Here is a 13,911-nt window from a genome sequence, read left to right on the forward strand (position 1 = left end):
GAAATGAATCAGAGGCATCAACAATGAAAAACCCTAGAGCGGCCGTAATCGGCGCGGGCATCGGCGGCCTAGCGGCGGCAATTCGCCTAGCGCACCAGGGCTACGCCGTGACGGTGTTTGAGGCCAATCCCTATCCCGGCGGCAAACTATCGGAAATTACGAGCGATGGCTACCGGTTCGATGCGGGTCCGTCGCTGTTCACGTTGCCCGACCAGGTCGATGCGCTCTTCCGGCTCGTCGGCGAAGAGCCTCGCGACCATTTCGATTACGAACGCCTCGACGAAATCTGCCGCTATTTCTGGGAAGACGGCACGTGCCTGACAGCCTGGGCCGATCCGGTCCGCTTTGCGCAGGAGGTGGAAGCACAACTCGGCGAACCGGCCGAGCGGGTGTTGCAGTTTTTGCGGCGCAGCCGGACGTACTTTGAGCTGGTCGGCGAATTGTTCCTTTTTCGGTCGCTCCACAAACCGTCTACGTTTCTGAACCGTACCGCGCTGCGGGCCATTAGGCAACTGCCCAAACTGGGACTTTTTTCCACCATGCACGGCGCGAATGCCGACTTCTTCCTTGACCCGCGCCTGGTGCAGCTGTTCAACCGCTTTGCGACCTACAACGGTTCCGACCCCTACCAGACGCCGGCGTTGCTGAACATCATCCCGCACCTGGAACACAACATCGGGGCGTTTTTCCCACGCCAGGGCATGCATTCCATCACCACGTCGCTGGTAGCACTGGCGCGCCGCCAGGGCGTAACCTTCAGGCTAGGCACGCCGGTCGAGCGCATTCTCACCCACCGGGGGAAAGCCATCGGGCTACAGGTGGCAGGCAAGCCCCTGCCGTTCCGCGTGATCGTCTCGAATGCCGACGTGGTCAGCACCTACCGCAGGCTGCTGCCCGAACGCCGCCATCCGCACCGGATTCTGCGCCAGCCCAAGTCGAGTTCGGCGCTGATTTTCTACTGGGGTATCGACCGGCAGTTTCCGCAACTGGGCCTGCACAACATCTTTTTCAGCCGTGACTATCGGCGCGAGTTCGCGCACATTTTCCGGCACCAGACCGTGTCGGACGACCCGACCGTCTACCTGAACATCACGTCGAAATACAAACCTGACGATGCGCCGCCCGGCGGCGAAAACTGGTTTACGATGGTCAACGTGCCCAACAACGCCGGGCAGGACTGGGACGGGCTGATTGCGCAAACGCGCCAACACGTGCTGGCGAAGCTGAGCCGTCTGCTGTCTTGCGACGCGGCTTCGCTCATCCGCACAGAAGCGCTGCTCGACCCGCGCTCCATCGAAGCGCGTACCGCTTCGGCCCAGGGAGCGCTGTATGGCAACAGTTCCAACAACCGCTACGCCGCGTTTCTGCGCCATGCCAACTACTCTTCGCAATTGGCACATTTGTACTTTTGCGGCGGCAGCGTCCACCCGGGCGGCGGCATTCCGCTGTCGCTGCTGTCGGCCCGCATTGCCACCGAACTGGTTGCCGAACGCGAAAACCGTTCGCCTTTTTTGCCGTTACTAGAGCGTTGAGCAACACTTGTAGAAACCGAAATCAAGTGTACTTTTGACCTTAAACCTTGATCCGATGAACATTCCTAGTGAGTTAAAGTATACATCCGACCACGAGTGGCTGCGCGTGGAAGGCAACGTGGCCTACGTAGGCATTACCGATTTTGCCCAACACGAACTGGGCGATATCGTATTTGTGGACATTCCGGCCAACGAAGACGAAATCGCCAAGGGCGACGTATTCGGCAGTGTGGAAGCCGTTAAAACCGTGTCCGATCTCTTTTTGCCCGTTACCGGTACCATCCTGGAAGTCAACCCGGCGCTCGACAGCCAGCCCGAGTTGGTGAACTCCGATCCCTACGGCGAAGGGTGGATGATCAAACTGCAAATCAGCAACTTGGACGAACTGGAGCAGCTCCTGACGGACGAAGCGTACGGCGAAATCGTCGGTGCCTAACGGGCATGTCCTGACAGGGGCGCCCAGACAGTTTCCATGATTTTACGTTACAACATCTTCACGTTGCTGTGGGCAGCACTTATCCTGTTCCTGACGCTGGTGCCTGGCCAGAACCTGCCGGAATTTCCGAACTGGCAGACGTTTGCGTTCGACAAATCGGCCCACATGTTCGTGTTCTCGGTGCTGGTGCTGTTGGCCATCGTAGGGTTCAAGAAACAGTCACAGTCGTTGCAGCTGCGGCTGCGGGCCACGCCGGTCGCCATCCTCGGCAGCGTAGCGTACGGGATGTTGATCGAAATCATTCAGAGCTTTATTCCGGAGCGCAGTTTCGAGTGGTTCGACATGCTGGCTAACAGCACAGGATGCCTGCTGGGAGCGCTCGCGTTTTTTTTTATTTACAAGCTGTGACTTTCCGGTGATCCGGGATTAATAGAGTAACCAAGCGACTTCCGTCCAAGGGAGGGTGCTCGGTGGGAACCGAACTTTCTACCACGTTTTTTTGTATTTATTAGTACCTTCTTCTACTTTTAAGATCTCAAACTGTCCTTTGTAATGGAACCAAAGAAAAAACCAGAAGTTGATATCACCCGCAAGTCGGCGCTCTTCTTCAACATCGGCTTGATCGTCGCTCTGGGCCTCACGATTATGGCCTTTGAATGGAAAACGTACGACGATTCTGACGCAAATGCGTTGAACATGGCTGCGGTTGAGCAAGAGGAAGTCATTGACATTCCACTGACCGAAATTCCGCCTCCTCCCCCGCCAAAAGTGCAGCAACCCGAAGTAATTGAGGTGCCTGATGAAGAGGAAATCGAAGACATTGAGGTGGATTTGGAAGTAGATATTACAGAGGAAACCAAGGTACAGGAGGTAGTCGAAACGGTAGCCGAAGCGCCGCCCGCTGAGGAAGAAGTCGACGAGATCTTCCTGGTGGTAGAAGAGCAGCCCGCCCCTGAAGGTGGCATGGAAGCCTTCAATAAATACCTCTCGAAAAACCTGCGCTACCCGGAACAAGCACGTCGCATGGGCATCGAAGGCCGTGTGTTTGTAGAGTTCGTTGTGGACAAAGACGGTTCGCTGAACGACGTGAAAGCGGTGAAAGGTATCGGTGCCGGTTGTGACGAAGAGGCCGTTCGCGTGGTGAAAGCTGCACCGAAATGGAAGCCTGGCAAACAGCGTGGTCGTCCGGTACGGGTACGTATGGTGGTGCCGATCTTCTTCAAGATGGGATAAAACTTTAGTTTAGTTCAGAAATACATGGGTTTAGGTTCGGGCAATTTGTCCGAACCTTTTTTATTTACGCCTTTTTCCATCCCCCTCTTCGCATGCGTCCTTTCGCTCGCTGGTTTCTGTGGCTGCTCCCGCTCTCCATGACTGCTCGGGGACAGCCTATGGAGCGCGTTCATGCCACCATCGATACGCTTACCAGCCCGGCCCTGCACGGACGGGGCTACGTAAACGAGGGGCAGCGCCACGCCGCCGAATGGATTGCAGGCGAGTACCAACGCGCGGGGCTTATGCCACTGGGGGAAACCTACTTTCAGTCGTTCGCACTAGACATCAATACGTTTCCGGGCGAAGTAGCGCTTGAGCTCGATGGCGAAGCGTTGGAGGTCGGAGAAGAGTTTATCGTGGCACCCGCCTCACGAGGGGGCATCGGGAAAGGCAAGCTTCTCCGGTTAACTTCCGCAGACTTCACGGAGGAAGCGCGCAGACGCGCCTGGATGCGCCGTGATTTGCGCAAACGGATTGTTTTGTACGATCCGATTACCCTTGCCCGTGACGATGCCGCAGCCCGACAGAAACTACAGGAAGCGCAGGCACTCATCGAACTAGTGCCGCAAAAACTCACCGCTAGCCTGGCGCCGGTACAGGCCATCCCGCCCACATTTCAGGTACTGAAGAGCGAAATTGATACCACCGCCCGGCGGGCACGTTTCAGACTGGATGCCGCGTTGCAACACCAGTATGCGGCGCAAAATGTTATCGGGTACTTGCCGGGCCGTAGCCGTCCTGATTCGTGTCTGGTCATTTCGGCACACTACGATCACCTCGGCCAGTTGGGACGGGACGTTTACTTCCCCGGGGCGAACGACAACGCCAGTGGTGTCAGCATGCTGCTGGAGCTGGCCCATTATTTTGCACAACACCCCCAGAAGTATACCCTCGTATTTATGGCGTTCGGGGCCGAAGAGGCAGGCTTGATCGGGTCGCGCTATTACACGGAGCATCCGCTGTTTCCGCTGTCGCAGATTCGCTTTCTACTAAATCTTGATCTGCTGGGTACCGGTGACGAAGGCATGATGGTGGTGAACGCTACGGAGTTTCCAAACGAATTTGCTCGCCTGGAACAGTTGAATGCCCGCCATGCGTATTTGCCCAAGGTCGGACAACGGGGCAAGGCGGCAAACTCTGATCACTATTTTTTCACGGAGCGAGGCGTACCCGCTTTTTTTGTGTACACCCTGGGGGGCATTGCCGCCTACCACGACGTTCACGACCGTGCGGCTACGTTGCCCCTCACCCGCTATACCGACGTGTTTCAGTTGCTCACTTCGTTTCTGGAAGGGTTCTAACCAAAAAGGCTCCTGTTGAGGAGCCTTCGTTCATTCCGATCAGATCAATTAGGGAGTGGGACGTTCTTCGTTGGCGTCGAGGGTTCCCTCCAGCGCTTTTCGACGCCATTCTTCTTCGGCTTCTTTCTTTTCTTTGGCCAGCCGCTCTTTCTCGGCTTGTTCCCGGTCGTACACCAGCTTCATGCTCTTGTCGTATTCGCGCAACAGAACAGGCTCTTGCGCTCCTTTGTACGGTGCTTCCGGATACTGCAATTCCTTGTGCATCCGGCGTAAAAAAGGATAATACTCGACCCATTTGCCCACCTTGCTGCCATTTTCGTATTGTCCGCGCACGGCAATCTGCCCGTTTTCGTGGAATTTGTAATAGTCGCCCTCCACGACGCCATCTTCGCCGTGCGGAATTACTTCGTCGACTTTGGTACGGCGCGAATCGTAAAACGTAACCTTGGTGCCCGACGACCAGCCCTTGCGGTACTTTTCCTTGTCGAGCAAAATGAAATCGTTGTTGTACTCCACCCAGCGCCCGTGCTTGGCCCCCACGAAGAAGATGCCCTCTTCGATCACCTCACCGCCGCGCATTTTTTTGTAAGGCCCGTGCAGAATCTGCGCATAACGTGCTTCGCCTTCCTTGATCGGTCCTTTCTCAATCTTTTTTTCGTTGGTGTTGTACCAGTAGATTTCGCGCAGTTCCTGTAGATAAGGATCAGGGTCCTGGTAACTCTTCAACGTGTAGAAAATCTCGATTTCCATCCGGTCACCAACGCCCTTCTTCGTGAAATTCTTTCGGGTTTTGATGCCGTAAAACACCCGCTTTTTCCACTTCTTCTTGCGCTCTTTCTGGTCTTTGACCGACGCCACCGTGTCGAGGATGATGGTAGGTTTGTCGTTTTCGTACAACCCCTTCCCCTCCGTCTGCAAGGTATCAGTCTGCGCATGGGCGCTCGAAAGGCCGACCATGCTGAAGATGCCCGCAAGGAGGAAGAGACGTGTGCACAAATACTTCATAAGAAATCTGGCTTATGTGTAGTAACGAAATTGCGTTTTTCTTATTTCCTAGTGCCCAACAAAAAGGCCCTGCAGGAAGTGCGCTGCAGGGCCGATAAATGTAAGAAAGATTCCGTTACGAAATGAAGCTGACGCTCCGACGCACAAAGTCGGTCAGGGCTTTACCGTTCAGCATGTTCTGCGACAACAGCGCCAGATCGAACGCCTGCTGGGCCAGGGCTTTCTGCTTTTCGGCGTCGGTTTCGCCGGCCAGGCGCGTTACGAGCGGGTGGTTGCCGTTTACGACCACGTTGATTTGGTCCGGCAGGTTGCCCATCATCGCCCCCATGCCGTTGTAGCGAGCCATGTCTTTCATGCGGCGCATAAACTCCGGCAGCGTAATCAGCACGGGCAGGTCGTCGGGCGAAAGCGCCTCTACGTTGACGTCCTTCCGGTCCAGCGCCTGGTTGAACACTTCTTTCACTTTTTCTTTATCGGCATCGCTCAGCACACTCTCTGCCTGCGTCCCTTTGTCGATCAATTTGTCGAGCGTGTCAGAATCGACCCGGCGCACCGATACCTTCTCCAGCTTCTGCTCCAGCGTATTGATAAAGTGGTTGTCGATGACGCCGTCCAGCTTCAGCACGTCGTAGCCGCGGTCGCGTACCCCCTGAATGTAGGTATCCTGCCGGGCGGGATCGGTCGTGTAGAGGATCACCAGCGTTTCGTCTTTGTCCTGCTGGTTGGCTTTGATGTGCTCCTGGTATTCGTCCAGCGTGAAGTACTTGCCCTCTGTGTTTTGCAGCAGCGTAAACGCCTTGGAACGATCGTAGAACTTGTCGTCGGCAATCATGCCGTACTTGACAAACACGTCGATGCTGTCGTATTTCTCTTCAAACGCCTTGCGGTCGGCTTTGAACAACTCGTGCAGTTTCTCGGCTACTTTTTTCGAGATGTAACCGTTGATTTTCTTCACGTTGCTGTCGGCCTGCAGGAAACTACGCGACACGTTCAGCGGAATGTCGGGCGAATCGATCACCCCGTGCAGCAGCATCAGGAATTCCGGCACCACGTCTTTCACCTCGTCGGTGATGAACACCTGGCGGGAATAGAGCTGGATTTTGTCGCGATGCATTTCGAAATCCTTCGCCACTTTCGGGAAATACAGGATGCCCGTCAGGTTGAAAGGGTAGTCGACGTTCAGGTGTACCCAGAACAGCGGATCGGCGGCCGTCGGGTACAGCTTCTTATAAAAGCTGAGGTAATCTTCGTCGGTCAGGTCGGCCGGTGCTTTGGTCCAGAGCGGCGCTGTGTCGTTGATGATCTTTTCTTCAAACTCGACCGGCACCGGCAAAAAGCGGCAATATTTTTCCAAAATCTGCCGCAGACGCCAACTGTCAAGAAACTCGGTCGAATCGTCAGCTACGTGTAAAATAATGTCAGTCCCACGCTCGGCTTTTTCGGCCGTCGTAATTTCGAACTCGGTCGAGCCGTCGCAGACCCAACGGGCCGGTTCGGCGCCGTCCTGATGGGAGCGCGTCACGATCTCGACTTTTTCGGCGACCATGAACGACGAGTAGAAGCCCAGCCCAAAGTGGCCGATGATCTGCTTGTCGTCGCCTTTGTCTTTGTACTTCTCGACAAACTCGGTCGCTCCCGAAAAGGCAATCTGATTGATGTATTTCTTGATTTCTTCGGCGGTCATCCCGATGCCCTGATCCGACACCGTGATGGTTTTGGCGTCCTTATCAAAGGCTACCTTTACTTTTAGCTCGCCCAGTTCGCCCTGAAACTCTCCCATTGATGCGAGTTTCTGTAACTTTTGAGTGGCGTCGATGGCGTTCGAAACCAGCTCACGGAGAAAAATCTCATGATCAGAATACAGAAACTTCTTGATGATGGGGAAGATATTTTCGGTGTGAACCGAAATTGTACCTTTTTCCTCTACCATGGTTTTGCTGTTTGATTAGTCCGCTCTTTTTTTTTCAAAGTTTGTTCCATTTCTTCTACTCTGTCAGGTTGTCAGGCGTTCCACAAGGTTTTTCTACATTTTCACTTGGTTTGTATGTTACTTACAGAGATTCAAACGGACCCTTCTCGTCTGTATGTTACTACTAAAAGTAAGATATTCAGGTATCTATGCACAATTCTGAAAAGATCAATCGGAAATCCCGAAAAACTAAAGTAATATAGATGTAAGATTGAACATGCGCGTTTTTTTGGCTTTAAACTTTATTCTATCTTCAAACTCGAAACGATCAAAAATTCTTACCTGAATAAACTTTTACACGAATGGCTAAGCTCAAAAACATAATCAAGCAGCTTTCTAGTGACGATTACCAGTCGATCTATGATCAGTTGATGGACAGCAACGCAGAAAAATCAGCATACCTGCTGAAATACATGCGCGAAAAGCAGTTGTCCGACACTAAAATCATGGAAGCGCTTGATGTGAACACCAACGCGTATTATACGCTCCGTTCGCGTCTGAATCAGAAGATCGAAGAGTACCTGCTCCAGCAAATGGAGAACCCGCGTACTGACCTTTTGAAAAAGGTGGCCAACATCAGCGACATCGTGTTTACGAAAAAGCGCGCGATTGCCATTGCCACGCTGAAAAAGCTGGAGAAGGAACTGCTGGATTATGATCTTTCCAACGAGCTGACCATCGTTTACAAGACGCTCAAGAAGCTGCACATCAACACGGCCGATCACTTCACGTACTCGCAGTTGTACAACCGCCACGTGGCCTACATGCTGGCCGTCGACAAAGCCGAAGACCTGCTGGCCGAGTATTTCAAAAAGTACGGTGAGTATTTCCTGAGCGGCAACGACATCGACAAGATGCGCCTCGACATCCTGAAGAAGGAGATGAACAACGTAGCCGATCTGTATCAGTCGCACCGCCTGTACGTGTACCAGAGCTGCATGAACATCTTCCACCGGCTGTTTGTCGATCCGTCCGAGTCCGAAGCACACGATGCCGAGCCAATCGAAGACGTGATTGCCAACGTGCAACGAATTTTTGATCAGTACTACCTCGATGCCATTTATTACAACCTGAAGCTGGTTTTTGAGTTCCTCAAACTGGAGTACTACAACTACTACAAAGTATACCGCAAAGCCGAGAAGTTCTTTGAGGACGTCAACGAACATGCCGCCACGCTGCTGTCCAACTACAGCCTCTACACGTTCCCGGCCCAGTTCCTCTTCACGAAAGTTGATCGCCACGTCCGTACCGAAACGGAAACCGAGCTGTACGAAGAGAACAAAGATATTTTTGAGGATTATGAGAACGACATCAACGACGTTCCGAAGTACATCACTTACATTTCGTACCGCGCCGTAAGCTGCTTCTACGCCGATAAATATGACGAATCAGCACGTTGGCTCAACAACATGCTGAACGAACTGAGCCTCAAAAAGTACCCGATCGCTCAACTGGAAATCAAGCTTCTGCTTTCGCTGCAATACTGCCTGATGAACGACTTCGATCTGTTCAACCAGGTGAGCAACAGCATCCAGCGTCAGATCCGCATCATGGGCAAAGACGTCTGTGAGCATGTGGTGCTGTTCGTGAAGATTCTGAAAACTGCTTCGAGCGAAACCAAGAAAAATAAAGAGGCTAAAATCCGTTCACTGATGGAGAAGATGGAAAAAGCACAGGAGGGCGTCAGCCACTTCTCGCCGATCCTGCACCTGAAAATGGACGAACGTTTCCTCAACCGCCTTGTCTGATCTGCTTTATATGGTTACGAAAAACCGGCCTCACGTGCCGGTTTTTTTTATGCCCTTGGGTGACTGCAGTCCAGCTTTCGTAAAACCGGTGTATACGATTTTGAGTATTGCAATCGCTCCTCCACAAGCTGCATAGCGGTCTCTTTAATAAGTGTGAGTAATGGGTGACCAAGGAGATACCAATGATTCCAAGTACAAGCCGGTCATGCGTTGTGCTCTTCTTAAAGTGATGTTTGTATCGAGGGGCCTTCTGCAGAAACAACGCTCGAAACCACTGCGCCGATCACACATGTGGACTTGCGTACTGTTGGAACCGTCCTGTTCTTGCTCAATAGAGAAACTGCGTCTGAAGAAACTTTTCTGCACCGCTACGCTGAGGGGAAGGTGTAGCGTTGAAAGGCGTCTTCCAGGGGAGCGGTGCAGACAGAGCAGCAGGGATGCTGCGCGGTGAGATGTGGTGGAAACCTTTCTACACGGCAACCGCCTTAGCACGAAAAAAGCCGCGTCGGCATTCCGAGGCGGCTTGAAAGAGGGGCAGGGATTTGGTTAAACTTCAAGTTTCTCCAGGTTTTCCTGCGTCAATGGTTTGTTGATGTATTTCTTAACAAAAGTGCTCTTTTTGGCTTTGCTAAGATCTTGTGGGTTGATTGAAGAAGTCAGCATCACAATGCGGCAATGCCCTTTGACTTTATCGGAGAGTTTTTCGAACTCTTCCAGAAACTGAAAACCGTCCATCAGTGGCATATCGATGTCCAGAAAAATCAGGTCAGGCAGAAAGCTTTTTTCGCCTACCGACATTTTCTCTACGTTCTTCAGAAACTCAATTGCTGACCGGGCTCCCGTATGGGTAAAAATATTATCCGCAATGTTAGAAGCTTCGATCATTTTCTGATTGATGAGGTTGTCAATCTCATTGTCATCAATCAGCATTACTACATTGTACTTTGTCGATTTCGCGGCCATACAGATGAGATTATAATAGTTTTTTTAGATATGACTCAAGTATAGCCATTTTCTAAAACATATTCACACTCAGCGATTTAGGCTTAAACTAAAAAGAAATATGTTTTTTGCGCAATGCGTATAATTCGCAAACATATCTTCCATTTTTTTTCAAACCTTACACAAATCTTACTAGTAGATAACGGGCTGGTTTAGATCTAAACCAGCCCGTTACGCCCGAAAACGGCTTAGATATCAAAAGAAACGCCCTGTGCCAGTGGAAGTTGGCGGCCGTAGTTAATCGTGTTAGTTTGTCGGCGCATGTAAGCTTTCCAGGCATCCGAGCCAGATTCGCGTCCGCCGCCCGTTTCTTTCTCTCCACCAAACGCGCCGCCGATCTCCGCGCCCGACGTCCCGATGTTGATATTGGCGATTCCGCAGTCGGACCCGGCATGCGAAAGAAAAGCTTCGGTTTCGTGGATGTTCAGCGAAAACAGTGCGGAAGAAAGCCCCTGCCGTACGTCGTTCTGTAGTGCAATAGCCTTCTCAATTTCTCCTTCGTATCGAATCAGATACAGTATGGGCGCAAACGTTTCTTCCTGCACGGTAGCGTAGTGATTCTCGGCCTCGACCAGGGCGGGTCTCACGTACGTGCCCGATTCGTAGCCACTGCCCTGCAAAGGCTCCCCGCCGACCAGCACGTTTCCGCCCTCCGCCTTGACCTGCTCCAGGGCGCGTTGCATTGTTTCCACCGCTTGCCGGTCGATCAGCGGGCCTACTAGCGTATCGCCTTTGAGCGGATCGCCGATGCGCAGTTGCTCGTAGACACGCAACAGGCGGTTTTTCACCTCCTCGTAGACGTACTCGTGGACAATCAGGCGCCGGGTGGTGGTGCAACGCTGCCCGCAGGTGCCGACTGCTCCAAAAGCCGTGGCCCGAATGGCCAGCTCCAGATCGGCATGCGGGGTGATGATGATGGCGTTATTCCCGCCCAGCTCCAGCAGCGACCGCCCCAGGCGTGCGCCTACGGCCTGCCCTACGCTCTGCCCCATTCGGGTGGAACCCGTCGCAGATACGAGCGGCAGACGTCGGTCTTCGGCCATTTTCTTCCCGATGGTGGCATCGCCCACAATCAGGTTAAAAATGCCTTCTGGTAAATCGTTTTCCTGCAGTACCTGGGCCACAATGCGCTGGCAGGCAATGGCCGTCAGCGGTGTTTTCTCCGAAGGTTTCCAGATGCATACATCGCCGCACACGGCCGCCAACATGGCGTTCCACGACCAGACCGCCACCGGAAAATTGAAGGCCGAGATGATGCCAATCGGCCCCAGCGGGTGGTACTGCTCGTACATGCGGTGCGAAGGGCGCTCCGAGTGCATGGTGAGGCCGTACAATTGCCGCGATTGCCCTACGGCAAAGTCGCAGATGTCGATCATCTCCTGCACTTCGCCCAGCCCTTCGCTCAGCACCTTGCCCATTTCGTAAGTCACCAGCTGGCCGAGTGCCTCTTTATAGTGCCGGAGTTTCACCCCGATCTGCCGGACAACTTCGCCGCGGACGGGCGCGGGTGTACTGCGCCAAACCGGGAAAGCTTCTTGGGCTCGTGTGAGGATCGTTTCGTACGCCGCTTCGTCGGCCATGTGAACCGAGGCGATCAGCGCGCCATCGGCCGGTGAGTGGACTTCCCGCAGTGCGCCGGTCATGCCGAACCATTCGCTTCCACTCGAAGCGGCGGCATTCTCCGATTCGATGCCGAGCTGTTGCAACGCCGCGGCGATGTCGGTTCGCAGGGTAGTTTGTTCCATGATATCGTATGGGGATTGTTTGGTTCGTTAGAAGAGACAAAAGAAAGAAAGCACTCTTATTACGCTGAGCATGAATACGTTAGGCCCCTTCCTTCTGATCAAAATTACCAATAATCACACGAAAGCCCCGCCAGAAAATGATGTCCGACGGGGCTTTTGCTCAGTTTCTTACCTACCCTTACCAGCCAATGGCATAGTAGGCTTTTTTACCATCCGGGTAGAGTCCTTCGATCAGCACCCCACCGGCTTGTTCGCGAATCAGCTCTACGACCTGCTCCGGCGAACTGACGGGTTCTTTGTCGATGGCAGTGATGATGAAGCCTTCGTCGATGCCCGCCTCGTCCATTTTACCATCGCCCTCGATCTGCACCACTTTTACGCCGCCCGTCAGCTTCAGGTCCTGCATTTCTTTGGCAGAAACCGCCTGAAGAGAAGCACCCAACGAAGGCACTTTCAATACGGTGCGACGCACCGGCGGCGTCAGGCCGCTTTCTTCTACACTTTTCAGGACGGTCGATACCTTCGCGATGTCTTGCCCGCGCAGGTACGTCACTTCTACTTCGTCGCCGGGATGGTAGCGTGCCACCACCTCTTGCAACTCTGAAGGGCTGTTGACCTCAATTCCATCGATTTCGAGCACCACGTCGCCTTTTTGCAGCGAAGCTTCGGCGGCGGCACTGCGTTCGGTCACGCCCTCGATGTACACGCCTTTTACCCGGTCGATGCCCATGTTCAGCGCCCGCTCGGCACTCATTTCGGTGATCGACACGCCCAGCAGCGCCCGGCGCACTTCGCCGTAGTTGAGCAGATCGTCCATGACCTTCTGCACAATGGCAACCGGCACAGCAAACGAATATCCTGAATAACTACCTGTGGTAGTGGCAATGGCGGTATTGATGCCAATGAGTCGTCCCTGCAAATCGACCAGCGCGCCACCCGAATTGCCCGGGTTAACGGCCGCATCGGTTTGAATGAAGGATTCGATGGCGTAGTTGTTATTGCGCGTGCGGAGGATGTTGATGTTGCGGCCTTTGGCACTGACAATCCCTGCGGTAACGGTAGAAGTCAGATCGAACGGATTGCCCACCGCCAGCACCCACTCGCCGATCTGCAACCGGTCGGAGTCGCCGTATTTCACCGTAGGCAGGTCGGCAGCGTCGATCTTTAGCAACGCCAGATCGGTCGTGGGGTCCGAGCCGATCAGTTCGGCTTCGTAGCTGCGCTTGTCGTCCAACACGACGTGGATGGTCCGCGCTTCGTCGATCACGTGGTGGTTAGTAACGATATAACCATCGTCGGCGATGATTACGCCCGAGCCTGAGGCTTCGCGCGGCAGATTTTGTCCGTGATAAGCATCGCCCTCGCCCAGAAAATCCTGTAAAATATCGCCGTAGCGGTTGCGCTGCGTGCCGCCACTCGAGGTGGTGATGTGCACCACGGCCTGGCGGACCATGTTGGCAGCTACCACAAAATTGAGCCCTTCGGGCACTGCGGCATTAGAATCGGACAAATAAGATTCCCACTGGCGGGCATCTCCGCCGCCCAGCGAAACGATGGTATTGCTGCGAGGGGCGAACAGGCGCTCCGCTCCAATCGCAATGATGGCTCCCAGGAGGGCAGCCAGCAACACGCCCGCAAAAAACTTCCCTTGCGTCATGTATGTAGTGAAATTATCAGGTCGATCAAAACTAAATGATACTAGCGTAACGTGTACTCCCCCCACAAATGTTTAGCATTTCTGCTGTGTCGGAGCGGATGACTAATTTACTGAAAAACCGCCAATGCGGCAGCACCGCTCCGCAGAAGTTAGCGCAGTAGGCCAAGAATTAAGAAACCGGCAGACGAAGTTGCCAATTCTGCTCCGTTAGGGCTCGTTCCTCACGCTGAAAAACCTTAGG

11 protein-coding genes are annotated in these 13,911 nt (G+C 53.6%); 6 read left to right on the forward strand and 5 right to left on the reverse strand.

The window, feature by feature from the left end; translation table 11 throughout:
• Positions 1–23 precede the first annotated feature (23 nt).
• The 5 genes from crtD to BLR44_RS08335 all read left to right on the forward strand — a co-directional run bounded on the left by crtD (position 24) and on the right by BLR44_RS08335 (position 4,544).
• Positions 24–1,532: a 1-hydroxycarotenoid 3,4-desaturase CrtD gene (crtD, locus tag BLR44_RS08315; RefSeq protein ID WP_089681233.1), complete on the forward strand. Its 1,509-nt coding sequence runs from the start codon at positions 24–26 to the stop codon at positions 1,530–1,532.
• Positions 1,533–1,587: 55 nt separating this feature from the next.
• Positions 1,588–1,968, forward strand: a complete 381-nt coding sequence (gene gcvH, locus BLR44_RS08320) for a glycine cleavage system protein GcvH (RefSeq protein WP_089681235.1) — start codon at positions 1,588–1,590, stop codon at positions 1,966–1,968.
• 36 nt (positions 1,969–2,004) lie between these two features.
• Positions 2,005–2,376: a VanZ family protein gene (locus tag BLR44_RS08325; RefSeq protein WP_089681237.1), complete on the forward strand. Its 372-nt coding sequence runs from the start codon at positions 2,005–2,007 to the stop codon at positions 2,374–2,376.
• Between the two features lie 144 nt (positions 2,377–2,520).
• Entirely contained in the window at positions 2,521–3,201 is a 681-nt protein-coding gene (locus BLR44_RS08330; RefSeq protein WP_089681240.1) for an energy transducer TonB, read from the forward strand.
• A 92-nt stretch (positions 3,202–3,293) separates the two neighbouring features.
• Positions 3,294–4,544: a M28 family metallopeptidase gene (locus BLR44_RS08335; RefSeq protein ID WP_218127039.1), complete on the forward strand. Its 1,251-nt coding sequence runs from the start codon at positions 3,294–3,296 to the stop codon at positions 4,542–4,544.
• A gap of 48 nt (positions 4,545–4,592) precedes the next feature.
• Here BLR44_RS08335 and BLR44_RS08340 read toward each other — a convergent pair whose 3' ends face one another.
• A complete protein-coding gene (locus BLR44_RS08340; RefSeq protein WP_143017189.1) occupies positions 4,593–5,549 on the reverse strand; it encodes a toxin-antitoxin system YwqK family antitoxin in 957 nt (318 codons plus the stop codon).
• Positions 5,550–5,664: 115 nt separating this feature from the next.
• Positions 5,665–7,479, reverse strand: a complete 1,815-nt coding sequence (gene htpG, locus BLR44_RS08345; protein WP_089681244.1) for a molecular chaperone HtpG — start codon at positions 7,477–7,479, stop codon at positions 5,665–5,667.
• Between the two features lie 341 nt (positions 7,480–7,820).
• On the opposite strand from htpG, the gene BLR44_RS08350 reads away from it, so the two are divergent.
• Positions 7,821–9,266 (forward strand): hypothetical protein, encoded by a 1,446-nt coding sequence (locus BLR44_RS08350; protein ID WP_089681246.1) that lies wholly within the window; start codon positions 7,821–7,823, stop codon positions 9,264–9,266.
• A gap of 546 nt (positions 9,267–9,812) precedes the next feature.
• On the opposite strand, the gene BLR44_RS08355 is transcribed toward BLR44_RS08350, so the two are convergent.
• The 3 genes from BLR44_RS08355 to BLR44_RS08365 all read right to left on the reverse strand — a co-directional run bounded on the left by BLR44_RS08355 (position 9,813) and on the right by BLR44_RS08365 (position 13,670).
• Positions 9,813–10,229, reverse strand: a complete 417-nt coding sequence (locus BLR44_RS08355) for a response regulator (protein WP_089681248.1) — start codon at positions 10,227–10,229, stop codon at positions 9,813–9,815.
• A 227-nt stretch (positions 10,230–10,456) separates the two neighbouring features.
• Positions 10,457–12,013 (reverse strand): L-piperidine-6-carboxylate dehydrogenase, encoded by a 1,557-nt coding sequence (locus BLR44_RS08360; RefSeq protein WP_089681250.1) that lies wholly within the window; start codon positions 12,011–12,013, stop codon positions 10,457–10,459.
• Positions 12,014–12,191: 178 nt separating this feature from the next.
• The gene (locus BLR44_RS08365; protein WP_089681252.1) at positions 12,192–13,670 is read right to left on the reverse strand and encodes a trypsin-like peptidase domain-containing protein; all 1,479 of its coding nucleotides are present in this window, start codon (positions 13,668–13,670) and stop codon (positions 12,192–12,194) included.
• Positions 13,671–13,911: the final 241 nt, after the last annotated feature.

Source organism: Catalinimonas alkaloidigena, from assembly GCF_900100765.1.
Lineage (GTDB): Bacteria > Bacteroidota > Bacteroidia > Cytophagales > Flexibacteraceae > Mooreia > Mooreia alkaloidigena.